Genomic DNA, 23,824 nt, shown 5'->3' with positions numbered 1-23,824 from the left:
AAATGGAATGGCTGACCAACCCGGAAATCTGGGTCGCGCTCCTCACCCTGACCGCCCTGGAGATCGTCCTGGGCATCGACAACATCATCATGATCTCCATCCTCGTGGGGCGCATGCCCAAGGCCATGCAGGCGCGCACGCGGCTGTTCGGCCTGGCCCTGGCGATGGTCACGCGCATCCTCCTGCTGCTGTCGATCACCTGGGTGATGCGCCTGACCGCCGACCTCTTCACGGTGTTCGAGCAGGGCATTTCCGGGCGTGACCTGATCCTGTTCTTCGGCGGCCTGTTCCTGCTGTGGAAGAGCAGCAGCGAGATCTACCACGGCCTGGAAGGCGAGGACGAGACCGAACAGCAGCCCAAGAGCCTGCTCGGCGGCTTCCTCGGCACCATCGTGCAGATCGCCATCATCGACATCGTGTTCTCGCTGGACTCGGTGATCACCGCGGTGGGCATGGTCTCCAACGTACCGGTGATGGTCGCCGCCATCGTCGTCGCGGTGCTGGTGATGATGCTCGCCTCCGGCGCCATCAGCGACTTCATCGACAAGCACCCGTCGCTGAAGATGCTGGCGCTGTCGTTCCTCATCGTGGTCGGCACCGTGCTCATCGCCGAAGCCTTCGAGGTCCACGTGCCCAAGGGCTACGTCTACTTCGCCATGGCCTTCTCGCTGGCGGTGGAAGCGCTGAACATCCGCATGCGCACGGCGCGCGGGCGCAAGCCGGTCGAGCCGGTGCAGCTGCGCCGGGACATTCCCGGCCAGTGACGGCCGGGACCCTGGTATGATCCGCACGGCCCCTGAACGGGGCCGTTTCACTTTCCATGGAAGAGGAAAACCCATGCTCCGCAAACTCCCCGCGGCCGGCGTCCTGCTGGCCCTGCTCGCCGGCTGCTCCGGCGGTACTCCCTCCCACGACGAGATCGAGAAGAAGCTGGCGACGCTGAAACTCGACCAGCCGCACTGCGCCACCGGAATGTTCGGCCAGTTCCCGCTGACCCTCGGCACGCCCGGCACCCCCGACAGCAGCAACGCCGACGTCTTCGACGCCTTCGTCAAGGTCGGCCTGCTGCGCAAGGATGGCCTGACCTACAGCCTCACCGACGCCGGCAAGGCCGCCTACCAGCCCGAACGCAAGGGCTTCTGCTACAGCGATGGGTTCAGCAACGAGATCAAGGATGTCTCCGAGCTGGACAAGGACGACTTCGGCCCGGCGGTGGAAAAGGGCTGGCTGGTCACCTTCGAGATCACCCCGCGCAACGTCCAGGACTGGGTCAAGAACCCGGAGCTGCTGGGCAAGGCCAGCCGGGCGAAGCTGGAAGACCTCACCCAGCCCCAGGTCGAACGGGTGAAGCTGCTCAAACTGCGCGGCGAGGAAGGCTACAAGCTGGTGGCGCCGACCCTGTCCATCGAGCACGGCATCTACTTCGACCAGGGCTGGAGGCCCTAGAGCGTCGGCAAGGGCGCCCCGGCCGGCCACTCCAGGGTGCCCTTGTCGCTGAAGCGCACGGTGCCGAACAGGCCGCCGCCGAGCTTGCCGCTGATTTCGTAGGGCATGCCCTGGCGCGGCGGCGCGTTGCCCAGGCCCCAGGCCTGGCGCACCAGGCGGAAAGCGGAGATGCTCACCGGCACGCTGAGCAGCGCCTCGCCGAAGCGCGGCACCTGCCCGCGCTGGTCGCTGACCCCGCTGGCCAGCGGGCGGCCGTTGACGCTCAGGTCCAGGGCCACGCCGTCGTAGTCGATGTCGCGGTCGTTGGGGTTCTGCACCCGCAGCTTGACCGCGAAGCGCGCTTCCATGCCCTGCCCGGCCAGGGGCTCCAGGCCCACCAGGTCGATCTTCAGCGGGTCGTTGCCGAACAGGCTGGCGCAGGCGCCCAGGCCCAGGATCAGGCCGAGGGCGAGGAACAGGCGCAGGGTGGCGAGAAGGCGCTTGGGCATTGGAGTTTCCGCTGGCGATGTGTCCGGGGCAGTCTAGCCCGCGGCGGTGGCCGGGAGAAACCGTGGTTCGGATACCCCTTGTAGGAGCGGGCCCTGCCCGCGATTCGCGCGCAGGGCGCGCTCCTACAGGGAAATGGTGCGGGTGGCGCAGTTGCGGTGATGGGTATCGCTTCGCTCAACGCCACCCTACGAAAAGCCGTGCTTCCTGGAACCGTAGGATCTCATCCGCGAATCGCGCCGATATTTCCGGCTATCGCGGACGAGGTCCGCTTACGATCGCGATTTTCCGAGCCCCCCTGCAAAACCCCGCCCCAACGGCTTTACTCAAGGTAAACACCCCGACGAATCAGCATCTTGTCGAACCCCCGAGGGACCGCAGGGGTCTACCATGACAATTAGATGACAGAAAAATCGGCCAGAGTCGTCCCACAGCGTAGTCACGCCTGGGCGGCCACGCAGTAACGAGGGGGGCCGCCATGCTGACACTGCTCAACCTGCTTTCCGCCGTCGCCTTGCTGGTGTGGGGCACGCACATCGTGCGCACCGGCATCCTCCGGGTGTACGGCAGCGACCTGCGGCGCATTCTCAGCCGCAGCGTGCAGAAACGGCCACTGGCCTTCGCCGCCGGCATCGGCGTCACCGCGCTGGTGCAAAGCAGCAACGCCACCGCGCTGCTGGCCACCTCCTTCGTCGCCAGCGGCCTGATGGCACTGGCCCCGGCGCTGGCGATCATGCTCGGCGCCGACGTCGGGACGGCGCTGATGGCGCGGGTGCTGACCCTCGACCTGTCGTGGCTGTCGCCGCTGCTGATCTTCTTCGGGGTGATCTTCTTCCTCACCCGCAAGCAGACGCGCCTGGGCCAGTTGGGCCGGGTGTTCATAGGCCTGGGCCTGATCATCCTGGCGTTGCAGCTGATCGTCGAGGCCGCCGAACCCATGACCCAGGCCAAGGGCGTGAAGGTGCTGTTCTCCAGCCTCACCGGCGACGTCATGCTCGACGCCCTGACCGGCGCGCTGTTCGCCATGATCTCCTACTCCAGCCTGGCCGCCGTGCTGCTCACCGCGACCCTCGCCACCTCCAAGGTGATCTCGCTGAAGGTCGCGCTGTGCCTGGTGGTGGGCGCCAACCTGGGCACCGGCATCCTCGCCCTGATCGGTTCCACCTCGCAGAACGCCGCCGGCCGCCGGGTGGCCCTGGGCAGCCTGCTGTTCAAGGTCGCCGGCTGCGTGCTGGTGCTGCCGCTGATCGGCCCGCTGGCGCAGTGGGTGGACGGCTGGCCGTTCCGCACCCAGGAGCTGGTGATCGCCTTCCACGTGCTCTACAACTCGGTGCGCTGCCTCGCCTGCCTGCCGCTGACCACCCAGATGGCCGCCTTCTGCACGCGCATCATGCCCGACCGCGCCGCCCCCGAGGACCGCGTGCGCCCGCGCCACCTCGACCCGGCGGCGCTGGACACGCCGAGCCTGGCGCTGGTCAACGCGGTGCGCGAGACGCTGCGCATGGGCGACATCGTCGAGCAGATGCTGATCAACCTGCTGCAGGTGACCCGCGGCGGCGACCCTCTGCTGGGCAAGGAGATCCGCAAGCTCGACGACGACGTCGACGCGCTCTACACGGCGATCAAGCTGTACCTGGCGCGCATGCCCCGCGAGGACCTGAGCGAGCGCGACAGCCGGCGCTGGGCCGAGGTCATCGAGCTGGCCATCAACCTGGAGCAGGCCGGCGACATCATCGAGCATATGCTCAGCGCCGTGCAGGACAAGAAGACCTCGCGCAGCCGCTCCTTCTCGGACAACGGCCTGGCCGAGATCACCGCGCTGCACAGCCAGCTGCTGGTCAACCTGCGCCTGAGCCTGTCGGTGTTCCTCAACGGCGACCAGGAAGGCGCGCGGCGCCTGCGCCGGGCCAAGCAGCGCTTCCGCCTGCAGGAGCGCCGCTACGCCCACGCCCACGTCGACCGCCTGCGCCAGCAGGTGGTGCAGAGCATCGAGACCAGCTCGCTGCACCTGGACCTGATCGCCGACATGAAGCGCCTGAACTCGCTGTTCTGCGCCATCGCCTATGCCGTCCTCGACAACCCCGAGGCCGGCAGCGGCGAGGAGGCCGAAGACGACTACGTCGAGCAGGCCCTGGAAGACGCCGCCCAACCGCCGGGCCATGGCGTGCCGCCAGGCTCCAGCGCGGCCGGCTGAGGCCCCCGGCATGCGGCAGCTCGCCGCGGGACTGATCCGCGTCAATGCCCGGGCATGGCGTTCGGCTAGGGTAATGGCCCTTTGCCATCCACGAGCATGACGCCATGACCCTTAGCCGGCTTCCGGCCCAGTTATTGGTGACCTCCCAGGACGAGAACGTGGCGCGCCAGGTGCGCGCCCTGCTCACTGTCTACCAGGTGCCCTGCGCGGTACTCGCCGGCCCCGGCGACTGCGAGCAGGCCCCGCTGTGCCGCTGGTTCAAGGATGCCACGCTGAGCGATGCCGCGCGCCTGCACGCCCTGCTGGCCGACGCCGTCGGCGTGCTCGAACGCAGCCGCCACGCCTTCCGCTCGCGCGAGCTGGGGCAACTGCGCCTGCGCCTGGAGGCCGCGTTGCGGGAGTTGTCCGCCTCCCCGCCGATGGTGTAAAAAACCCCGACCAACGTTCCGCCACCGCGGAAGCCGGCTTTGCCGGGCAGGACGCCAAGGGCCTGCAAGACAAAGCGCCGCGCCTGTCGCCGAATTCATCGTGCGACGGGCGCGGCGCTTTTTTCATGCCCGCAGAAAAACAAGGAGGCAAGCATGGGCCTGGGACCGAAGCTCGACCACATGCTCGACCGCATCGGCCTGTCGCCGGCGGAGATCGACCAGCGCCTGCGCTACCTGCACTGGCAGCCAGCCGACGAGCAGCGCCTGCAGCAGGCCGCCGCCGAGCGCGGCGACAGCCACGCGCGCTTCATCGACCAGCTCTACGCGCACCTCGGCCAGTTCCCGCCGCTGGCGGCCATCCTCGCCGAGCCGGCCACCCTGCAGCGCCTCAAGCGCAGCCAGGCGCAGTACTACGAGCAGCTCTGGGAGGCCCCGCAGGACGGCGGCTACGTGCGCGACCGCCTGCGCATCGGCCTGGTCCACCAGCAGGTGGGGGTGGAGCTGAAGTGGTACCTGGGCGCCTACCGCCTGTACCTGCAGCACATGCTCGACGAGCTGCTCGGCGACGCGCCGCAGGCGCAGACCTTCGCCAGCCTGCTCAAGCGGGTGTTCTTCGACATGTCGCTGGCCATCGACACCTACGGCGCCGCCCAGCGCCAGGCCCTGGAGGACAGCGAGGCGCGCTTCGCCCGGGCCCTGCGCGGGGCCAACGACGGCATCTGGGACTGGGACCTGGCCAACGACCGCCTGTACGTCTCCGAGCGCTGGGCGCGCATGCTCGGGCTGAACCGCGACAGCCTCGGCGAGGGCAGCGCCAGCTGGTTCGCCCGCGTGCACCCCGACGACCTGCCCGGCCTGCGCCAGGCCATCGACGCCCACCTGCGCGGCAGCGCCGCCCTGCTCAACCACGAGTACCGCATCCGCCAGCGCGACGGCGGCTACCTCTGGGTGCAGGCCCGCGGGGTGATCACCGACGGGCGCATGGCCGGCTCGCAGAGCGACATCAGCCAGCGCAAGGCCAGCGAGCACCAGCTCAGCCATGCCGCGCGCCACGACCCGCTGACCGGCCTGGCCAACCGCCTGCGCCTGGACGAGTTGCTGCAGCAGGCCCTGCAACGCCAGGGCCGCACCGGCGCGCGCGAGGCCGGCCTGCTGTTCATCGACCTGGACCGCTTCAAGCTGATCAACGACAGCCTCGGCCATGGCGTCGGCGACCGCGTGCTGGTGGAGGTGGCCCAGCGCCTGCTGCGCTGCCTGCGCCCCGGCGACCACCTGGCGCGCTTCGGCGGCGACGAGTTCGTGGTGCTGCTGGACGACATGGCCAACCTGGCCGACGCCGAGCAGGTCGCCCAGCGCATGCTCGACTGCCTGCACCAGCCGCTGCACCTGGACGGCCGCACCCTGGTGGTCAGCGCCAGCATCGGCATCACCGGGCTGATCGCCGAGGGCCAGGCGATCGACACCCTGCAGGCCGCGGACCTGGCCCTGTACCGCGCCAAGGAGGCCGGCAAGGCGCAGTACGCGCGCTTCTCCAGCGAGCTGCAGGCCGCCGCGCAGCGCCGCCTGGAGCTGGAGAGCGCGCTGGGCCAGGCGCTGGAGCGCGGCGAATTCAGCCTGCACTACCAGCCGATCCTGCGCATCGACGTCGACCCGCCGCGGCCCATCGCGGTGGAAGTGCTGCTGCGCTGGCAGCGCGACGGCCAGCCGGTCTCCCCGCTGCAGTTCATCCCGGCGCTGGAGGAATCCGGCGAGATCGTCCGCGTCGGCGACTGGGTGCTGCGCGAGGCCTGCCGGCAGACCCGCGCCTGGCAGCGCGACGGCCAACCCTGGCTGTACTGCTCGGTGAACCTGTCCATCCGCCAGCTGCAGCAGCCGGGCTTCGCCGAGCGGGTGCGGCAGATCCTCGCCGAGACCGGCCTGGCGCCGCAGAGCCTGGTGCTGGAGATCACCGAGAGCCTGATGATGCAGGACGGCGCCGAGACCCTCGCCTGCCTGCGCGAGCTGGCCGCCCACGGCGTGCGCCTGGCGCTGGACGACTTCGGCACCGGCTACTCGTCCCTGGGCTACCTCAAGCGCTTCCCGCTGGACCTGCTGAAGGTCGACCGCAGCTTCATCGGCAAGGTCCCCGACGACCCCGAGCTGAGCGCCATCTGCCGCGCCATCGTCGGCCTGGGCCGCAGCCTCGGCCTGGAGGTGGTGGCCGAGGGCGTCGAGCACCCCGAGCACCTGGAATTCCTGCGCAAGGAAGGCTGCCGCTTCGCCCAGGGCTTCCTGTTCAGCCCGCCGCTGCCGCCCCACATCCTGCACCCCGCGGCCATGGAGACCCACCGATGAAGCTCAACCTGCCGGTCAGCGGGCGCCAGGTCGAAGTGCCGGCCAGCGCCAACATCCTCTCCACCACCGACCTCAAGGGCGCGGTCAGCCACGTCAACCCGGACTTCCTGAGCATCAGCGGCTTCAGCGCCGAGGAGCTGCTGGGGCACAACCACAACCGCGTGCGCCACCCGGACATGCCGCCGGCCGCCTTCGCCCACCTGTGGCGGACGCTGCAGGCCGGGCGCAGCTGGATGGGCCTGGTGAAGAACCGCTGCAAGAACGGCGACCACTACTGGGTGAGCGCCTTCGTCACGCCGATCCGCCACGGCGGCAAGGTGGTGGAGTACCAGTCGGTGCGCACCCGCGCCAGCGCCGCCGAGGTCGAGGCCGCCGAGCAGCTGTACGCGCGCATGCGCGCCGGCTGGCTGCCGCGCCGGCCGCGCCTGGGCCTGCTGCCGCAGCTGCTAGTAGGCCTGGGCCTGGCGCAGGCCCTGGGCGCGCTGCTGGCGTACCTGGCGCCGGGGTTCGCGCCGCTGGCCTTCGGCCTCGCCCTGCTGCTTTCCGGCGCCTGGCTGGCGCACCAGCTGCAGCCGCTGCGGCCCCTGCTGGCGCGCGCCCGGCAGGTCGCCGACAACCCGCTGAGCCAACGCCTTTACAGCGGCCGCGTCGATGAATTCGGCGAGCTGGACTTCGCCCTGCGCATGCTCGAAGCCGAGACCGGCGCGGTGGTCGGGCGCATGGCCGAGGCCTCGCGCCAGCTCGCCGAACACGCCGGGCAGCTGGCCGGCACCGTGGCCGACAGCAGCGCCGGCACGCGCCGCCAGCAACAGGAGACCGACCAGGTGGCCAGCGCCATGCAGCAGTTGGCGCAGAGCGTCCAGGAAGTGGCGCGCCACGCCCAGCACAGCGCGGTGGCGGCGCAGTGCAGCGAGCGGGTGACCCAGGCCGGCCAGGGCGAGGTGCAGGCCACCCGCGGCCAGCTCGCCGCTCTGGAGGACGCGGTGCGCCGCGCCAGCGAGGCGGTGGAGCAACTGCACGGGCACAGCGAGGGCATTTCGCGGATGCTGCAGGTGATCCAGGAAGTCGCCGGGCAGACCAATCTGCTGGCACTCAACGCCGCCATCGAAGCGGCCCGCGCCGGCGAGGCCGGGCGCGGCTTCGCCGTGGTGGCCGACGAAGTCCGCGCGCTGGCCTCGCGCACAGCCGACTCGGCATTGGATATCCACCGGCTGGTGGGCGACCTGCAACGCGGCGCCGGCGCCTCGGTGCAGGCCCTGCGCCACAGCTGCGAACAGGCCCACACCAGCCTCGACCAGGCCGGCCGCGCCGCCGGCGCGCTGGAGGAGATCGCCGGGCAGGTCTCGGCGATCCAGCGCATGAGCCTGGAGATCGCCGGGGCCATCGAGGAACAGGGCTGCGCCAGCGAGGAGATCGAACGCAGCCTGTTGGCCATTCGTGAGTCGGCCGACGGCAATGCCGCCAGTGCGAGCCATAGCCAGGCCAGCGCTGCGCAGGTGGCGGAGTTGGCGGCGGGGTTGAGGATGATGGCGGGGCATTTCTGGGAGGGGCGGCGCAACGCCTGAATGAGGGCGCTGCTCTTCGTAGGAGCGAGCTTGCTCGAGAACAGTGCCCAGCTGTGACTTCGGTGTTTTGGCTTGGCTCCGTTCCCTCTCCCCAGCCCTCTCCCTGAAGGGAGAGGGGGCTTGTCCGTGCCGAGAGAAGTGATGGTTTCAGTCTGAAACCTTCGGTGTTGCCGGCTAACTCAGGAATACCCACGCACTCCGAACGGTCCCCTCTCCCTTCAGGGAGAGGGTTAGGGAGAGGGCGCTCTGAACCCCAACACCCGCAGCTCCCAGGAAACACCATTCGCGAGCAAGCTCGCTCCTACGAAAAGCCCCCAGCAGCACAGTTCCCCCTACCCCGCCCGCAACCCCCGCGCCGCGATGAACGCCAGAAACGCCTCCCGGCTCGAATACCGCGGCTGATACCCGAACTCCCGCTTCAACCTCGCATTGTCCAGCACCGGCCGGTAGCGCATGAAGTCCACCTGCTCCGGGCCGAAGGGCGCCAGGCCCAGCGGCCGCAGCATGGCCAACGCGCCGCGCGGCAGCGGCGCCGGCAGGGTGCGGTAGGGTTTGCGCAGCAGCCCGGCGATCTCGCGCAGGCTCAGCGCGCCGTCGCCGGCCAGGTTGTAGATGCCCTCGCTGCCCTGCTCCAGGCCCTGGCGGATGATGTTCACCACGTCCTGGTCCCAGATGAACACGAAGCGGCTGCAGCGGCCACTTATCCCCAGCACCGAACGCCCCATGAACAGGTCGGTGACCGGGTTATGCACACCCCTCCCGAGGATGGTGCCGGGGCGCAGCACCAGCTGGCGCAGCTGTGGACAACTCTGCCGCAGGCCGGCCAGCAGCTGTTCGATCTCGTGCTTGTGGCGGGCGTAGGGGAACTGCGACTGGCCGCGCAGGGGGTGGTTCTCGTCGATCAGCTCGGCGTTGTCCGGGTGGAAGCCGTAGGCCGCGGCGGAACTGGCCACTACCAGTTGGCCCACCTCGTGCTCCACCGCCGCCTCGAACAGCGCACGGCTGCCGCCGACCTCGATGGTGTGCAGGCGGGTGGCGGACATCTGCGGCGGCGGGTTGACCACCGAGGCCAGGTGCACGATGGCCTGCGGGCGCCACTGCCGCACGCACTCGCGGACCTGCCTGGGGTGGCCGATGTCCAGCTGCACCGGCTCGATGTTCGGCCGCAGGTGTTGCGTCGGCAGGCTGCGCACGTCGGCGGCCACCAGCGTCCAGTCGCGGTGCTGGACCGCCAGTTCGTTGAGCAGGTTCTGGCCGATGTGGCCGGCCGCACCGGTGATCAGGACGTGCATGGGAGCGGCCTCCGCGTTGGGCGATGCGGCAGGGCGTTGCCGCTAGCGAAAGGCCATCAATCACCCATCGCGCCACGCCTGATGATAGACCGGGCCGGGGCAGGTCGCAGCCCGTCGCCAAGGGTGCCGCCCATGGGTAGGTGGATCGGCGGCAATCCGCTATTCTCCTGGCTTTGCTTTTTTCCAGGCTTGGCCCATGCGTTGGTTGTTCCTCCCCCTCCTGTTCCTGCTCGGCGGCGGCTGGTCGTTGGCCGATTCGCGCTCGACCGTGGAGGGCTACCAGTTGCAGAACGGCATGGGCGTGCTGTTCAAGCCGACCAGCCAGCGCGGCTCGGTGTCCATCCGCCTGGTGGTGGGCGTCGGCTTCTCCGACTTCAGCTGCCATGACCGGCAACTGCCGCACCTGCTGGAGCACCTGTTCTTCAGCGGCCTGGACGGCGGCGACGAGGCCGGCCTGGAAGCGCGCATGCAGGCCCTGGGCGGCCAGTGGAACGCCTACACCAGCGAGGGCGACACCACCTTCGTCATCGAGGCGCCGGCGGCCACCCAGCGCCAGGTGCTCGACCTGCTGCTGGAAGTGCTCACCCGCACGCAACTGGACAAGGCCAAGGTGGAGGCCACCAAGCAGGTGCTGATCCGCGAGGACGGCGGCCACTACTCGCACCTGCAGCGCTTCCTCGACCACCAGAACACCAGCCGCCCGGGCCAGGAACAGCTGGCCGTGGAACTCGGCCTGGCCTGCGCCGAGCGCCCGCAGGTGGCGCACCTGACCCAGGCCCAGCTGGAGCAGCTGCGCAGCGACTGGTACGTGCCGGCCAACATGACGCTGATCGTGGTCGGCGACCTCGACCCGCGCCTGCCCGCCTACCTCAGCCACACCTTCGGCAGCCTGCCCGACCGGGCTACGCCGGAACGCCGCGAACTGCCGGAAATGCAGGGCCCGGCGGCGCGCCAGCGGACGCTGGACAGCGGCCTGTTCGGCGAGGGCGCGGTGGTGCACTGGATCTTCCCCGAGCCGGCCGAGGCCGACGGCGCCGCCCTAGACCTGCTGCAGGCCTACCTGAGCGATGCGCTCTATGCCGACCTGCGGGTCCATCGCGAGCTGTCCTACGGGCCCTGGAGCGAGCGCACCTCCTACGCCAACCAGGGCTTCCTCAGCCTCAACGCGGACATCGCCCGGGAGGATGAGGACGCCACCCTGAAGGCCCTGCGCGAGGTGGTGGAGAGCATCCGCCAGCACGGCCTGGACGCCCAGCGCTTCGCCCGCATCCAGCGGGTGCAGCGGGCGCAGTTGGCCTGGAGCACGCCGAGCAACGCCAGCCTCGCCGACTACTACTGGGGTGCGCTGGGCGACTACGACGGCAGCCAGTTCCCCAACGAGGACCGGCGCCTGGCCAAGGTCAGCCTGCAACGGGCCAACGACACGGCGCGCCAGCTGTTCAAGGACGAAGGCTACCTGCGCATCGAGAAGCCGCTGCTGGACGACGACATGGCCTACCCGCTGGCCGCCGGCGCGGTGCTGTTGGTGCTGCTGCCGCCGGCGGCCCTATGGCTGTGGTGCCGCCGGCGCAAGCGCTGAGCCTTACAGCGCCAGGCGGCGGATAACCCGGGTGGCATCGTCCGGGTCGCGCTGGGCGCGGAAGCCCAGTTCCACGGCGAGGTCGCGCATGTCGCGGTCGATGGCCTGGTCGATGCTGTACATCTGGGTGAAGCCGTTGCGCCGCGCCACGTCGATCAGGTGGCGCATCAGCGCCTTGCCCAGGCCCCGGCGCTTCCAGTCGTCGGCGGTGGTCAGGGCGCATTCGCACTGGTTCGCGTCCACCTTGGCGTAGCGGCTGATGCCGATTTCGCGCAGTTCGCCATCGTCGTGCACCAGGGCGACGAATGCCATGTTGTCCTGGTAATCCACGTCCATCAGGCTGTCGAGCAGCGCGTCGCTGATCTTCACTTCGCCGTGGAAACGCAGCTTGCGCGTCATCGGCGACAGGCGTTCGAGGAAGTTGCGCTCCAGTTCGCGGTCTTCCGCGCGCAGCGGGCGGATCAGCACGTGGCTGCCGTCGTCGAGCGTCTCGATCCAGTGGTCATGGCCGCCGGCGGCGAGCGCCGCGGCTTGCTGGTGCAGGGGGGTGGGCATGGCGTTGTCTCCGAGGAGAAGAAGGAAATGTCATTGACCTATCCTTCTCCTGCCGACCCTGGCCACCCTTGACCGAGATCAAGGCCGGCCGGGGGCGGCCAGTGGCAAAGCGCCGCAGGCCCTCAGGCGCCGGCCAGCGCCTCGCCCGAGGGGGCCGCGCGGCCGCGGCGGCGGAACAGCACCAGGGTGGCGACCAGGCCCAGCAGCGCCGCGCCGCTCAGCCACAGGCCGGGAGCGGCCTTGTTGTCCAGGGCGTGGATGAGCCAGGTACAGGCCGCCGGGGTGAAGCCGCCGAAGGTGGCGGTGGCCAGGCTGTAGGCCAGGGAGAAGCCGGTGGTGCGCACGTCCGCCGGCATCACCTCGGTCAGCGCCACCACCATGGCGCCGTTGTAGCTGCCGTAGATGAACGACAGCCACAGTTCCACCGTCAGCAGGCGGGCGAAGCTGGGCTCGGCCACCAGCCAGGACAGCGTCGGGTAGGCGGTCAGCAGCGCCAGCACGGTGGCGGCGAGCAGCAGCGGGCGGCGGCCGACGCGGTCGGACAGCGCGCCCATCACCGGCAGCCAGAAGAAGTTCGACAGGCCGATGCACATGGTCACCAGCAGGGCGTCGAAGTCCGACAGGTGCAGCTCGTTGCGGCCGAAGGTCGGGGTGTAGGCGGTGATCAGGTAGAAGGACACGGTGGTCATCACCACCATGGCGGTGCCGGCCAGCACCAGGCCGAAGTTCTGCCCGATGGAGCGCAGCACCTCGCCCAGGCGCGGGTGGTGCTTGCGCTGCTGGAAGGCCTCGGTCTCCTCCAGGGAGCGGCGGATGACGAACAGCGCCGGGACGATCATGCAGCCGACGAAGAAGGGCACGCGCCAGCCCCACTCGCCCATTTCCGCGGGGCTCAGCCAGCGGTTGAGGATCACCCCCAGCAGCCCGGCGAAGACCACCGCCACCTGCTGGCTGGCGGACTGCCAGCTGACGAAGAAGCCGCGCTTGCCGGGGGTGGCGATCTCCGCCAGGTACACCGACACGCCGCCCAGCTCGACACCGGCGGAGAAGCCCTGCAGCAGGCGGCCGAGCAGCACCAGCAGCGGCGCCAGCGCGCCGAGGGTGGAATAGCCGGGGACGAAGGCGATCAGCAGGGTGCCCATGGCCATCAGCGCCAGGGTGATGATCAGGCCCTGGCGGCGGCCGTGGCGGTCGATGTAGGCGCCGAGGAAGATGGCCCCCAATGGGCGCATCAGGAAGCCGGCGCCGAAGGTGGCCAGCGACAGCATCAGCGAGGCGAAGGGATCGTCGCCGGGGAAGAAGGTCTTGGCGATGGCGGTGGCGTAGAAGCCATACACCATGAAGTCGTACATCTCGAGGAAATTGCCGCTGACCACGCGGAACACGGCCTTGGCCTTGGAATTCTTGGAAGCCATGGGAAACACCATTCTGACGATCACGGGGCCCTTCCCGGATGCGAGCAGGCAGGCAGCGGCCGGGAAGATATTTGTAACCCTATGTGTAAAAACTGCCCGAGATCAAATGAAAAATGGCTGAAAGGCCCGAATTACAAGGGTTTGAAAGGCTGGTGAAAGCTTCGTGACAGCTCGTCGGAAAATTCACAAAAGATTGGCAGGTATGGCAGGCGTCATTCCCGCCTAGGGATTGCTCGCCTGCAACCGGCGCCCCATTTCCGCTTCCCGTTCCCGCGCCAGCTTCACCTGGAACAGCTTCCATTCGCGCTCGATCACCGCGTAGGGCACGAACACGCTGATGCGCTTGGCGCCCTTGAGCCCCGGGTGCTGCACGCCGCCCCAGGCCGTGCCCTTGTAGCCGATGTTCATGCCCAGCACGCTGCCGTCGGCCGCCACCAGCGGCCCGCCGGACATCCCCTGGGCCAGGGCCGCGTCATGGATGCCGTACAGCTCTTCGTTGGGCTCGTTGAGGTTGCGGTAGGGCACCGGCCACACCCGCCCGCGGGAGCTCACCGGCAGCAGCAGGGTGCTGCTGCCCAGCGCCGTCACCGCCTCGCCGTTGCGCGGCGCGCGCCAGTGCGGCAGCGGTCCGTCGGCCTTGCGGCGGATGAACACCAGGTCGCAGCGGGTGCTGCAGGAATAGGCCAGGTCCGACAGGTAGGGCACGTGGGCAGCGGTCACCGCATAGTCGGCGTTCCACTGCACCGCCGAAGCCACCATCAGCCCCGGCGCCGGCAGGCCGGACAACACCGTGAAATAACGCGAATTGAGCTGGCCATCGACTTCCGGCTTCACCCAGCCGTTGCAGCCGGCCAGCAGGGCGCACAGCGCCAGGCAACTCACTTTCCCTCTCATTGCGATTTTCCTTAATTTGATTTGAGGAAAATCTAATTTCGATTAAAGGAAAGTTCTTATGGAAAATTAACCCTATTAAGTGGCGCGAATCCTTAATTAAAAATCCAATTACCCAATTGTTTCTGAAAGAAACTTCAGAAGAATAAGGATATTTAAATATTTTCCGCTTTTGTTAATTAAACGGCCGGGCCTCAGCCGAAGAACCAGTAGCACACGCCGATGGACGCCAGCACCCCGGCCAGGTCCGCCAGCAGGGCGCAGCCCACGGCGTGGCGGGCGCGCTGGATGCCCACCGAGCCGAAGTACACCGCCAGCACGTAGAAGGTGGTCTCGGTGCTGCCCTGCACGGTGGCCGCCAGGCGCGCGGCGAAGCTGTCCACGCCCTGACTCTGCATGGTCTCCAGCAGCATGGCGCGCGCCGCGCTGCCGGAGAACGGCTTGACCAGCGCGGTGGGCAGGGCGTCGACGAAGCGGGTGTCCCAGCCCAGGCCCTCGACCGTCCAGCGGATGCCGCCGAGCACCATCTCCAGGGCCCCGGAGGCGCGCAGCACGCCGACGGCGCAGAGCATCGCCACCAGGTAGGGCAGCAGGTTCTTGGCCACGTCGAAGCCTTCCTTCGCGCCTTCGACGAAGGTTTCGTAGACCGGCACCTTCTTCAGCCAGCCGAGCACCAGGAACGCCACGATCAGGCCGAACAGGGTGAGGTTGCCCAGCAGCGAGGAGAGCTGCGCCAGCGCCGTGGCGGAAAGCCCGGCCAGCAGCGCCATGAAGGCGCCCAGGGCGAGGGCGCCGGGGACCAGGTAGGCGAGCACCAGCGGGTCCCACAGGCGCAGGCGCTGCATGACCGCCACCGAGAGCAGGCCGACCAGGGTCGAGGCGCTGGTGGCCAGGAGGATCGGCAGGAACACCAGGGTGGGGTCGGCCGCGCCCTGTTGCGCGCGGTACATGAAGATGGTCACCGGCAGCAGCGTCAGCGACGAGGCGTTGAGCACCAGGAAGAGGATCTGCGCGTTGCTCGCCGTGGTGCTGCTGGGGTTGAGTTCCTGCAGCGCCTTCATCGCCTTGAGGCCGATGGGGGTGGCGGCGTTGTCCAGGCCCAGGCCGTTGGCGGCGAAGTTCAGGGTGATCAGGCCGATGGCCGGGTGGCCGGCCGGCACCTCGGGCATCAGCCGGCGGAACAGCGGGCCCAGCAGCCACGCCAGGCGCTCCACCAGGCCGGCCTTCTCGGCGATGCGCAGGAAGCCCAGCCAGAGCGTCAGGGTGCCGAACAGCAGGACCATGACCTCCACCGACAGCTTGGCCATGGCGAACAGGCTCTCGACCATGGCGGCGAACACGTCGGCCTGGCCGCCGAGCAGCCAGCGCGACAGCGCGGTGACCGCCGCGACCAGGAAAAAGCCGAGCCAGAGGCCGTTGAGCATGGGTATCCCCCCAAGGACGTTGGCCGCGATGATAACGGCGCGCGTCCATCGCTGCCAGAAACGCCAAGGCCGCAAAGCGCCTCCGGGCTCGATCCCGAAGCCGGGCATGCGCCCGGTGTAACGGCGGACAACCGCGAACGGTTATTCGCCCTACGTCAATGGTGGGTTGGGTTGTAGGGCGAATAACGCGAAGCGTTATCCGCCGTTCGGCCTGGCTCAGTGCGCGGTGTTCTGCCGGGCGTCGCTCAGCAGCTCTTCGCCGCGGCCCTGTTCCACCGCCTGCCAGTAGAGCGCGCCCTGCTTGCCGTCGTAGATGCCTTCCCACTTGGAGATCACCAGCACCGCCAGGGCGTTGCCGATGACGTTCAGCGCGGTGCGCGCCATGTCCATGATGCGGTCGACGCCGGCGATGAAGGCCAGGCCTTCCAGGGGGATGCCGACGCTGCCCAGGGTGGCCAGCAGGACCACGAAGGACACGCCCGGCACGCCGGCGATGCCCTTGGAGGTGACCATCAGCGTCAGCACCAGCATCAGTTGCTGGCCGATGGACAGGTCGATGCCGTAGAGCTGGGCGATGAAGATCGCCGCGATGCTCTGGTAGAGCGTCGAGCCGTCGAGGTTGAAGGAGTAGCCGGTGGGCACCACGAAGCTGCTCACCGCCTTGGGCGCGCCGTAGGCTTCCATCTTCTCGATGATGCGCGGCAATACGGTCTCGGAGCTGGCGGTGGAATAGGCCAGGACCAGCTCGTCCTTGAAGATGCGCATCAGCTTGATGATCGAGAAGCCGAACAGCCGCGCCACCAGGCCCAGCACCATGAAGGCGAAGAAGGCGATGGCGAAGTACACCAGCAGCACCAGCTTGGCCAGCGGCAGCAGCGAGGCGAAGCCGAAGCTGGCGACGGTCACGGCGATCAGCGCGAACACCCCGACCGGCGCGTAGAGCATGATCATGTGGGTGACGCGGAACATCGCCTCGGCCACGCCCTGGAACATCTTCACCAGCGGCTCGCGGGTGGGCGCCGGCAGCGACGACAGGCCCAGGCCGAACATCACCGAGAAGAAGATGATCGGCAGCATCTCGCCGTGGGCCATGGCGGCGAAGATATTCGACGGGATCAGGTTGAGGATGGTCTCGATGAACGCGTGGTGGTGTTCCACTTCCTTGGCGGTCTGCGCGTACTTGGAGATGTCCACCGTGCCCAGGGTGCTCATGTCGATGCCGGCGCCGGGCTGGAACAGGTTGGCCAGCACCAGGCCGACGACGATGGCCACCGTGGTGATGATCTCGAAGTAGACGATGGTCTTCAGGCCGATGCGCCCGAGCTTCTTGGCGTCGCCCATGCCGGCGATGCCGACGATCAGCGAGGAGATGACGATCGGTACCACGATCATCTTGATCAGGCGGATGAAGATGTCGCCCGCCGGCTGCAGGATGTTGCTGATCCACCAGGCCTTCTCCGCGCTGAAGTGGTTCAGCACGGTACCCATGGCGATGCCCAGTGCCAGACCGATGACGATCTGCCAGGCGAGGCTGAGCTTGGCTTTGCCCATATGTGTTCACCCTTGGTTCTTGTGGAAGTCGGGGGTTTCGCCCGCCACCGGGATGGCCGGGGTGGCGAAAAAAAGGGCGCATGATTCCCACCCCCCTTCTTCGCGTCTAATGCCGGAAACGGCTACCCCATGCACAATCGGCATGGGGAAAAGCAAATGGAACGGGTGTTCCAGGCCCACGGGCCATTGCTTTTTTGCATGGGATAGAGGCTGAAAAAGCCGTGATGGCTGCTTTTTCCGAACCCTGTGGGTGGAAAGCGAGGCCCGGGGAGGCATTCGCTTTCCCTGCCGCGGGTGCGCTGCCGTGACGCAGGCGTGGGAGCCTGTAGTTCGCGATGGATGGTCGTCCGGGTGACCAGGCGCGGCGGGGATATTTTAGGGGGCCAGGGGGGTGGGTCGGGGTTGATTGATATCAGGGAAGTTGGAGGTGGGGGGATGGGGCCTTAAGAGCGCCCTCTCCGTTCAAGAGCGCCCTCTCCCTAACCCTCGGCTGCGCGCCCCGCCCTGAAGGGAGAGGGGACCGTTCGGAGTGCGTGGGTATTCCTGAGTTAGCCGGTAACTCCGAAGGTTTCCGGCCGAAACCTTAACTTTCAGCCAGCACGGACTGCCCCCTCTCCCTTCATGGCGGGGCGTGCAGCCGAGGGCTGGGGAGAGGGGCTCTTCAAGCTCCACAAGCTCCATAACTTCCACAAGCTCCACAGAAGCCATCGAAGTCCCCCTCACAGCCTCACACCTGACCTGGCCCTCTTCGGAGGCACTCCCTGTGCCCCTGGGTCGCTGCGGGCTCACCACTCCCCCCAGCATCCCGGCCCCCTGGTCATGCGCCATTGCCGGCGCGGATTTCAGTACCAGTTCGGATCGGCCTTGAGCTGCTCGTCGAGCAGCTGCTGCATGCCGGCGTCCGGCTCGCCCAGCCAGCGGAAGCTGGCGTGGCGGCTGGGCGACTTGTCCGGCGGCAGGTTTTCCGGCACCTGCACGTAGAGCGCGTAGGCGTCCTTCTTGTTCCAACTGAAGGCCACGTAGAGGCGGTTGGCCGCGCAGTCGTGGGCCTTGCACAGCTCGCCCACCAGGTATTTGTCGCCGTCCTCCTCTTCTACCTGCATGGGGGTGGCGGTGCCGTCCAGGTTCATCACCCAGTCGGGCAGCCGTTCTTCCTTCTTCACCAGGTCCTGCCAGGTCTCGCGGTACTGCGGGTCGCTGTCCAGCAGCTCGTTGAGGCGATAGATGGCGTCGTTGTCGGCCGCCCACCCCTGCCCGGCCGCCAGCAGCGGCAGCGCGAGCAGGAACCGACGCAGCGGGCGCGGCTCAGCCACGGCGCCGCCCGACGAAGAAGGAGATGACGAAGAGCACCAGGAACAGCACGAAGAGAATCTTGGCGATACTGGTCGCGGCGCCGGCGATGCCACCGAAGCCGAGTACCCCGGCGATGATGGCGATGATCAGGAATGTGAGAGCCCAGCTCAGCATGGAATGTCTCCTCTTTCATGGAAAGGCGGTGCGCGCCCCTCAGAACACCCAGCTCACCCGCGAGGTCTGGCGGACCACCGCGGTGCTGGCGGCCTCTTCCGTGATGGCCATTCGTTCGTCCTGCAGCCTCGACGGCTGTCCGAGGAAAGCGCTGGACACAGGTTCCTGCACCGGCGCGGCGGAAGGCTGTGGAGCGACCGGATACCAACGGTCCAGCAGTACGACCACGGCGACGGCCAGCAACAGCAGCCGCCCCAGCGAATCCCCCTTGGCTCCATCAGCGTTCATCGACGTGCTCCTCCCGAAGGACTGGTGATCGGCCGGTGCGGGTGCACCGGGCCTCCCGCAACCTGTCTCGCACGCCGCGTGCCAGGTCGATGACTTTGACTAATCCCTTTTAAAACAACGGCTTGTAAAAATCGGCGGGCCGCCGGCAGCGCGCATCCTGCACGACAGGCCGGTTCCGGCCGTGCGTTTTGCACGAGACCTGGTAGGTCGTTCCCCTTCCCGTCCGCTTTCCTTCGCCAGAGGAGCCGGTGTCCTTCAGAGATGCGTCTAACTTTCATTGCAACTTGCAAGAAATTTCCTGGACTAAAAGACGCATACGCGAAAGGAATTTCCTACTACGAGGCACCCCGAATGGACCCCACTCCGGAGACGCTTGGCCGAATCCTGCTGGTCGACGACGAACCCGCCATCCTGCGCACCTTCCGCTATTGCCTGGAGGACCAGGGCTACAGCGTGGCCACCGCATCCAGCGCGGCCCAGGCCGAGGCCCTGCTGCAACGCCAGGTCTTCGACCTGTGCTTCCTCGACCTGCGCCTGGGCGAGGACAACGGCCTGGACGTGCTGGCCCAGATGCGCCTGCAGGCGCCCTGGATGCGGGTAGTGATCGTCACCGCGCATTCCGCCGTGGACACCGCCGTGGACGCCATGCAGGCCGGCGCCGCCGACTACCTGGTCAAGCCCTGCAGCCCCGAGCAGCTGCGCCTGGCCGCGGCCAAGCAGCTGGAGGTGCGCCAGCTCACCGCGCGCCTGGAGGCCCTGGAGGGCGCCCAGGCCAACCAGGCCGAGCAGCTCGAATCCCACAGCCCGGCGATGACCGCGGTGCTGGAGACCGCGCGCCAGGTGGCCGCCACCGACGCCAACATCCTCATCCTCGGCGAGTCCGGCTCCGGCAAGGGCGAGCTGGCCCGCGCCATCCACGCCTGGAGCAAGCGCGCGAAGAAATCCTGCGTGACCATCAACTGCCCGTCGCTCAACGCCGAGCTGATGGAAAGCGAGCTGTTCGGCCACAACCGCGGGGCCTTCACCGGCGCCAGCGAGAGCACCCAGGGGCGGATCAGCCAGGCCGACGGCGGCACCCTGTTCCTCGACGAGATCGGCGACTTCCCGCTGCCGCTGCAGGCCAAGCTGCTGCGCTTCATCCAGGACAAGGAATACGAGCGCGTCGGCGACCCGGTCACGCGCCGCGCCGACGTGCGCATCCTCGCCGCGACCAACCGCGACCTGGCCGGCATGGTGGCCCAGGGGGCGTTCCGCGAGGACCTGCTCTACCGCCTCAACGTCATCGTCCTCAACCTGCCGCCGCTGCGCGAGCGCGCCGAGGACATCCAGGGCCTGGCCGAGCGCTTCCTCGCCCGCTTCGTCAAGGACTACGGGCGCCCGGCACGCGGCTTCAGCCCGGCCTCGGCCGCGCTGCTGCGGCAGTACGCCTGGCCGGGCAACGTGCGCGAGCTGCGCAACGTGATCGAGCGCGCCAGCATCATCTGCAACCAGGAACTGGTGGAGCCCGAGCACCTGGGGCTCGGCGAACAGAGCGGCGCCGCCGCCGTGCCGCGGGTCGGCGAGGCGCTGAGCCTGGAGGAACTGGAGAAGGCCCACATCGCCTCGGTGATGGCCAGCGCCCCGACCCTCGACCAGGCGGCGAAGATCCTCGGCATCGACGCCTCCACCCTGTACCGCAAGCGCAAGCAGTACAACCTGTGAAGCGCGCGCTGACTCTGCGCTCGCGGATGTTCCTCAGCATCTCGGCGCTGATCACCCTGGCCCTGATCGGCCTGCTGCTGGGGGTGTTCAGCGTGATGCTGATGGGCCGCGAACAGGAGCGGCTGATCTCGCACAACTTCGCCACCATCGCCAGCAGCCAGCAGCTGCGCCAGTCCCTGGACGACCAGTTGGCCCAGCTGCTCAGCGACAGCCCCGACGCGCAGCGCCTGGCGCGGCTGCGCGAGCAGTTCGACCGCTACCTCGCCGAAGGCCGGGCGAAAGCCGCCAGCAACGTCGAGCGCACCCTCTACGAGCGCATCGACCAGGCCAACCAGGAGTTCCAGGGCCAGGTCAGCTCCTCCGGCAGCAACCGCTGGAGCCTGGTGGTGGAGAGCGACTTCAGCCGCACCTTCACCTCCCTGCACCAGTACCTGCTGGCGCTGCACAACCACGCCATCCAGACCATCAGCGACGCGGAGCGCAGCTCGCGCCGCCACGCCTGGCTGATCGCCAGCCTGCTGGGGCTGGTGGGCGTGGCCATGCTGGTGATCGGCTTCGTCACCGCCCACGGCATCGCCCGCCGCTTCGGCGCCCCCATCGAGGCCCTGGCGCAGGCCGCCGACCGCATCGGCAAGGGCGACTTCGAGGTCAGCCTGCCGGTCTCGCGGGAAGCCGAGATGGCCTCGCTGAGCCGGCGTTTCGGCCTGATGGCCCAGGCCCTGGCCGAGTACAAGGCGACCAACATCGAGGCGGTGCTGGCCAGCCAGCGGCGCCTGCAGGCGGTGCTCGACAGCATCGACGACGGCCTGGTGATCATCGACCGGCGCAGCCGCATCGAGCACGCCAACCCGGTGGCCAGCCGCCAGCTGTTCTCCCGGGCCGACCCCCATGGCCAGCTGCTGGGCGAGCTGATCGACAACCAGGAGCTGCTGCAGGCCACCGGCCTGGTGCTGCAGGGCGAGTCGATGGGCGACGATACGCCCCAGGACCTGCAGGTCGAGATCGGCGGCGAGAACCGTCTGCTGGCCTGGACCCTGGCCCCGGTCACCCACGACGACGGGCGCAACATGGGCGCGGTGCTGGTGCTGCGCGACGTCACCGAGCTGCGCGCTTTCGAGCGGGTGCGCAGCGAATTCGTGCTGCGCGCCTCCCACGAGCTGCGCACCCCGGTCACCGGCCTGCACATGGCCTTCGCCCTGCTGCGCGAACGCCTGGCGCTGCCCGAGGGCAGCCGCGAGCGCGAGCTGGCCGATACCGTCGACGAGGAAATGCAGCGTCTGGTGCGGCTGATCGACGACCTGCTGAACTTCTCCCGCTACCAGGACGGCCAGCAGAAGCTCGACCGCCAGCCCTGCACGGTGGGCGAGTTGCTGGAACAGGCGCGCCAGCGCTTCCTCGCCCGCGCCCAGGCCCAGGGCATCGGCCTGGGGATAGTGCTGGAGGACCAGCTGCCGGTCCTAAGCGTCGACCGCCTGCGCCTGGAGCGCGTGCTGGACAACCTGCTGGGCAACGCCCTGCGCCACACCCCGAAGGGCGGCAGCGTGCAGCTGCTCGCCCAGCGCCAGAGCCAATGGCTGATGCTGGCGGTGGAGGACTCCGGCGAGGGCATCGCCTATAGCCAGCAGGCGCGCATCTTCGAGCCCTTCGTGCAGGTGGGCCGGCGCAGCGGCGGCGCCGGCCTGGGCCTGGCCCTGTGCAAGGAGATCGTGCAGCTGCACGGCGGGCGCATCGGCGTGCGCTCGCAGCCCGGCCAGGGCACGCGCATCTACATGCTGCTGCCGGTCTGAACCGCCGGCGCGGCCATGGAGGTGGGCACCGCCAGCAGCAGCGCGGCGGTCTCCAGGTCCGGCACGCCGTCGAAGCGCGCCGGCCGGTAGCGCATCTGGAAGGCGGCAATGACGTTGCGCGTCGCCTCGTCCAACTGGCCATTGAGCGGTACGGCGTAGCCATGCCGCGCCAGTTGCTGCTGGAACCAGCCGGGCGCCGGCAACTGGCCATTCAGCTCGGCCAGGCGATGCGCCAGGTCGCCGGGCTGCGGCCAGGGGATCAGGCCGGCGTCGGCCAGGCGCTTCCAGGGGAAGGCCGGGCCCGGGTCGACCTTGCGCTGCGGGGCGATGTCGCTGTGCCCGAGGATGTGCTCGGGGGTGATGCCCTGGCGCTTGACGATGTCCTTCAGCAGCAGGATGAGAGCATCGATCTGGCCCTGTGGATAAGGTGTCCACACCCGCCCTTCGGGGGTCTCGCGGTAACCCGGGTTGACCAGCTCGATGCCGATCGAGGTGGAGTTCAGCCAGGTCCGCCCCTGCCACTCGCTCTGCCCGGCGTGCCAGGCGCGGCGGTTCTCGTCCACCAGCTGGTAGATGGTCGGCGGGTTGGCGCCGATCAGGTAGTGGGCGCTGACCTCGCCGCGGGTGAGCAGCTGCAGCGAGCGCGGCAGGTCCGCCGAGGTGTAGTGGATGATGATGTACTGGACACGGCTGTCCTGGTTGCGCGAGGGGTGCTCGCGGTCGATTTCCAGGCCACCCCGGCCGGCGCAGGCGGCCAGCAGCAGGGTGGCGAATATCAGGCACAGGTGGCGCATGGTGGCTCCACGGTCATCCGACGATGTGCAGCACGCTACGCAGGTTCTGCAGCAGCATGTTGACGCTGAGCATGATCAGCAGCATGCCGGCCAGGCGCTCTACGGCGGTGAGCCCGCGCGGGCCGAGGAAGCGCTGCAGGAAGGAAGCCTGCAGCAGGATCAGCGCGGTGGCGGCCCAGGCCAGGATCACCGCCAGGTACAGCTCCCATAGCGGACCAGTGTAGGTGGTGCGCAGGGTGATCAGCATGGCCAGCGCCGAAGGCCCGGCCACCGCCGGAGTGGCCAGGGGCACCAGCAGCGGCTCGCTGTCGGGCATGTCGCCGAGCACGCCCTGGGGCGTGGGGAAGATCAGGCGCATGGCGACCACGAAGAGGATGATGCCGCCGGCGATGCCGGTGGCCTCCCTGGACAGGCCCAGGCCGGTGAGGATGTGCTCGCCCAGGGTGAGGAACAGCAGCAGCAGGCCGAGGGCGAACAGCAGCTCGCGCAGCGCCACCTTGAGCCGGCGTTCGGCCGGCACCGACTTGAGGGCAGCGAGGAACACCGCGATGTTGCCGAAGGGGTCGGTGATCAGGAAGATCAGGACGGCGACGCCGAGCATGTGGATAACTCCAGGAACAGGAACCG

The 23,824-nt window shown here is 68.5% G+C and carries 21 protein-coding genes; 9 read left to right on the top strand and 12 right to left on the bottom strand.

Annotation, left to right across the window (positions count from 1 at the left end):
- Positions 1–2 precede the first annotated feature (2 nt).
- Both FG99_RS13360 and FG99_RS13355 read left to right on the top strand, forming a co-directional pair.
- Positions 3–764 (top strand): TerC family protein, encoded by a 762-nt coding sequence (locus FG99_RS13360; protein WP_009614365.1) that lies wholly within the window; start codon positions 3–5, stop codon positions 762–764.
- A gap of 73 nt (positions 765–837) precedes the next feature.
- Positions 838–1,446: a hypothetical protein gene (locus tag FG99_RS13355; RefSeq protein WP_009614367.1), complete on the top strand. Its 609-nt coding sequence runs from the start codon at positions 838–840 to the stop codon at positions 1,444–1,446.
- On the opposite strand, the gene FG99_RS13350 is transcribed toward FG99_RS13355, so the two are convergent.
- Positions 1,443–1,934, bottom strand: coding sequence for an LEA/WHy family protein (locus tag FG99_RS13350; protein WP_043270180.1), 492 nt, complete (start codon positions 1,932–1,934; stop codon positions 1,443–1,445). The genes FG99_RS13355 and FG99_RS13350 overlap by 4 nt on opposite strands.
- Before the next feature lie 476 nt (positions 1,935–2,410).
- On the opposite strand from FG99_RS13350, the gene FG99_RS13345 reads away from it, so the two are divergent.
- From FG99_RS13345 to FG99_RS13330, 4 genes are all read left to right on the top strand, one after another.
- A complete protein-coding gene (locus FG99_RS13345) occupies positions 2,411–4,126 on the top strand; it encodes a Na/Pi cotransporter family protein (protein ID WP_009614371.1) in 1,716 nt (571 codons plus the stop codon).
- Positions 4,127–4,230: 104 nt separating this feature from the next.
- Positions 4,231–4,554, top strand: a complete 324-nt coding sequence (locus FG99_RS13340) for a hypothetical protein (RefSeq protein ID WP_043270178.1) — start codon at positions 4,231–4,233, stop codon at positions 4,552–4,554.
- A 153-nt stretch (positions 4,555–4,707) separates the two neighbouring features.
- A complete protein-coding gene (locus FG99_RS13335; protein WP_043270176.1) occupies positions 4,708–6,888 on the top strand; it encodes a putative bifunctional diguanylate cyclase/phosphodiesterase in 2,181 nt (726 codons plus the stop codon).
- Positions 6,885–8,453: a methyl-accepting chemotaxis protein gene (locus FG99_RS13330; protein ID WP_043270174.1), complete on the top strand. Its 1,569-nt coding sequence runs from the start codon at positions 6,885–6,887 to the stop codon at positions 8,451–8,453. Before FG99_RS13335 ends, FG99_RS13330 begins: the two co-directional genes overlap by 4 nt.
- A gap of 332 nt (positions 8,454–8,785) precedes the next feature.
- Here FG99_RS13330 and FG99_RS13325 read toward each other — a convergent pair whose 3' ends face one another.
- On the bottom strand, positions 8,786–9,745 hold the full coding sequence (locus FG99_RS13325; protein WP_043270172.1) for an NAD-dependent epimerase/dehydratase family protein: 960 nt from the start codon (positions 9,743–9,745) through the stop codon (positions 8,786–8,788).
- A gap of 196 nt (positions 9,746–9,941) precedes the next feature.
- Here FG99_RS13325 and FG99_RS13320 point away from each other — a divergent pair, with 196 nt between their 5' ends.
- Positions 9,942–11,324 carry a M16 family metallopeptidase gene (locus tag FG99_RS13320; protein ID WP_043270170.1) on the top strand — a complete coding sequence of 461 codons (1,383 nt, stop codon included), beginning with the start codon at positions 9,942–9,944 and terminating at the stop codon, positions 11,322–11,324.
- Between the two features lie 3 nt (positions 11,325–11,327).
- Here FG99_RS13320 and FG99_RS13315 read toward each other — a convergent pair whose 3' ends face one another.
- The 8 genes from FG99_RS13315 to FG99_RS13280 all read right to left on the bottom strand — a co-directional run bounded on the left by FG99_RS13315 (position 11,328) and on the right by FG99_RS13280 (position 18,915).
- Positions 11,328–11,879 carry a GNAT family N-acetyltransferase gene (locus tag FG99_RS13315; protein ID WP_009614384.1) on the bottom strand — a complete coding sequence of 184 codons (552 nt, stop codon included), beginning with the start codon at positions 11,877–11,879 and terminating at the stop codon, positions 11,328–11,330.
- 122 nt (positions 11,880–12,001) lie between these two features.
- Positions 12,002–13,294, bottom strand: coding sequence for an MFS transporter (locus tag FG99_RS13310; protein WP_043270168.1), 1,293 nt, complete (start codon positions 13,292–13,294; stop codon positions 12,002–12,004).
- A gap of 222 nt (positions 13,295–13,516) precedes the next feature.
- On the bottom strand, positions 13,517–14,188 hold the full coding sequence (locus FG99_RS13305; protein WP_009614386.1) for a S1C family serine protease: 672 nt from the start codon (positions 14,186–14,188) through the stop codon (positions 13,517–13,519).
- A gap of 191 nt (positions 14,189–14,379) precedes the next feature.
- Positions 14,380–15,609 carry a nucleoside recognition domain-containing protein gene (locus FG99_RS13300; protein ID WP_043270166.1) on the bottom strand — a complete coding sequence of 410 codons (1,230 nt, stop codon included), beginning with the start codon at positions 15,607–15,609 and terminating at the stop codon, positions 14,380–14,382.
- A 216-nt stretch (positions 15,610–15,825) separates the two neighbouring features.
- Positions 15,826–17,160, bottom strand: a complete 1,335-nt coding sequence (gene gltP, locus FG99_RS13295) for a glutamate/aspartate:proton symporter GltP (RefSeq protein WP_043270164.1) — start codon at positions 17,158–17,160, stop codon at positions 15,826–15,828.
- An 842-nt stretch (positions 17,161–18,002) separates the two neighbouring features.
- Entirely contained in the window at positions 18,003–18,473 is a 471-nt protein-coding gene (locus FG99_RS13290) for an inhibitor of vertebrate lysozyme family protein (protein ID WP_009614389.1), read from the bottom strand.
- Complete coding sequence (locus FG99_RS31330; protein ID WP_009614390.1) at positions 18,466–18,627, bottom strand: DUF1328 domain-containing protein; 162 nt, start codon at positions 18,625–18,627, stop codon at positions 18,466–18,468. The genes FG99_RS13290 and FG99_RS31330 overlap by 8 nt, the downstream gene beginning before the upstream one ends.
- 39 nt (positions 18,628–18,666) lie before the next feature.
- Positions 18,667–18,915: a hypothetical protein gene (locus FG99_RS13280; RefSeq protein ID WP_009614391.1), complete on the bottom strand. Its 249-nt coding sequence runs from the start codon at positions 18,913–18,915 to the stop codon at positions 18,667–18,669.
- A 351-nt stretch (positions 18,916–19,266) separates the two neighbouring features.
- Here FG99_RS13280 and algB point away from each other — a divergent pair, with 351 nt between their 5' ends.
- On the top strand, positions 19,267–20,616 hold the full coding sequence (gene algB / locus FG99_RS13275; RefSeq protein WP_043270162.1) for a sigma-54-dependent response regulator transcription factor AlgB: 1,350 nt from the start codon (positions 19,267–19,269) through the stop codon (positions 20,614–20,616).
- Positions 20,613–22,403, top strand: a complete 1,791-nt coding sequence (locus tag FG99_RS13270) for an ATP-binding protein (RefSeq protein WP_043270160.1) — start codon at positions 20,613–20,615, stop codon at positions 22,401–22,403. The genes algB and FG99_RS13270 overlap by 4 nt, the downstream gene beginning before the upstream one ends.
- Here the strand turns inward: FG99_RS13270 and FG99_RS13265 are convergent.
- Both FG99_RS13265 and FG99_RS13260 read right to left on the bottom strand, forming a co-directional pair.
- Positions 22,382–23,197 carry an N-acetylmuramoyl-L-alanine amidase gene (locus FG99_RS13265; protein WP_043270158.1) on the bottom strand — a complete coding sequence of 272 codons (816 nt, stop codon included), beginning with the start codon at positions 23,195–23,197 and terminating at the stop codon, positions 22,382–22,384. The genes FG99_RS13270 and FG99_RS13265 overlap by 22 nt on opposite strands.
- A 13-nt stretch (positions 23,198–23,210) precedes the next feature.
- Complete coding sequence (locus tag FG99_RS13260) at positions 23,211–23,804, bottom strand: MarC family protein (RefSeq protein WP_024128857.1); 594 nt, start codon at positions 23,802–23,804, stop codon at positions 23,211–23,213.
- Between the last annotated feature and the right edge of the window lie 20 nt (positions 23,805–23,824).

This window comes from Pseudomonas sp. AAC (assembly GCF_000725445.1).
Taxonomy (GTDB): Bacteria; Pseudomonadota; Gammaproteobacteria; order Pseudomonadales; family Pseudomonadaceae; genus Pseudomonas; species Pseudomonas citronellolis.
Note: the sequence above shows the minus strand (reverse complement) of the source record. Positions and strands in the feature narration are given on the sequence as shown.

Coding starts and splice junctions, on each gene's coding strand:
- FG99_RS13360 (WP_009614365.1), top strand. CDS start 3: ATGGAATGGCTGACCAACCCGGAAATCTGGGTCGCGCTCCTCACCCTG.
- algB (WP_043270162.1), top strand. CDS start 19,267: ATGGACCCCACTCCGGAGACGCTTGGCCGAATCCTGCTGGTCGACGAC.
- FG99_RS13340 (WP_043270178.1), top strand. CDS start 4,231: ATGACCCTTAGCCGGCTTCCGGCCCAGTTATTGGTGACCTCCCAGGAC.
- FG99_RS13325 (WP_043270172.1), bottom strand. CDS start 9,745: ATGCACGTCCTGATCACCGGTGCGGCCGGCCACATCGGCCAGAACCTG.
- gltP (WP_043270164.1), bottom strand. CDS start 17,160: ATGGGCAAAGCCAAGCTCAGCCTCGCCTGGCAGATCGTCATCGGTCTG.
- FG99_RS13315 (WP_009614384.1), bottom strand. CDS start 11,879: ATGCCCACCCCCCTGCACCAGCAAGCCGCGGCGCTCGCCGCCGGCGGC.
- FG99_RS13310 (WP_043270168.1), bottom strand. CDS start 13,294: ATGGCTTCCAAGAATTCCAAGGCCAAGGCCGTGTTCCGCGTGGTCAGC.
- FG99_RS13345 (WP_009614371.1), top strand. CDS start 2,411: ATGCTGACACTGCTCAACCTGCTTTCCGCCGTCGCCTTGCTGGTGTGG.
- FG99_RS13335 (WP_043270176.1), top strand. CDS start 4,708: ATGGGCCTGGGACCGAAGCTCGACCACATGCTCGACCGCATCGGCCTG.
- FG99_RS13265 (WP_043270158.1), bottom strand. CDS start 23,197: ATGCGCCACCTGTGCCTGATATTCGCCACCCTGCTGCTGGCCGCCTGC.
- FG99_RS13330 (WP_043270174.1), top strand. CDS start 6,885: ATGAAGCTCAACCTGCCGGTCAGCGGGCGCCAGGTCGAAGTGCCGGCC.
- FG99_RS31330 (WP_009614390.1), bottom strand. CDS start 18,627: ATGCTGAGCTGGGCTCTCACATTCCTGATCATCGCCATCATCGCCGGG.
- FG99_RS13305 (WP_009614386.1), bottom strand. CDS start 14,188: ATGAGAGGGAAAGTGAGTTGCCTGGCGCTGTGCGCCCTGCTGGCCGGC.
- FG99_RS13350 (WP_043270180.1), bottom strand. CDS start 1,934: ATGCCCAAGCGCCTTCTCGCCACCCTGCGCCTGTTCCTCGCCCTCGGC.
- FG99_RS13300 (WP_043270166.1), bottom strand. CDS start 15,609: ATGCTCAACGGCCTCTGGCTCGGCTTTTTCCTGGTCGCGGCGGTCACC.
- FG99_RS13320 (WP_043270170.1), top strand. CDS start 9,942: ATGCGTTGGTTGTTCCTCCCCCTCCTGTTCCTGCTCGGCGGCGGCTGG.
- FG99_RS13280 (WP_009614391.1), bottom strand. CDS start 18,915: ATGAACGCTGATGGAGCCAAGGGGGATTCGCTGGGGCGGCTGCTGTTG.
- FG99_RS13355 (WP_009614367.1), top strand. CDS start 838: ATGCTCCGCAAACTCCCCGCGGCCGGCGTCCTGCTGGCCCTGCTCGCC.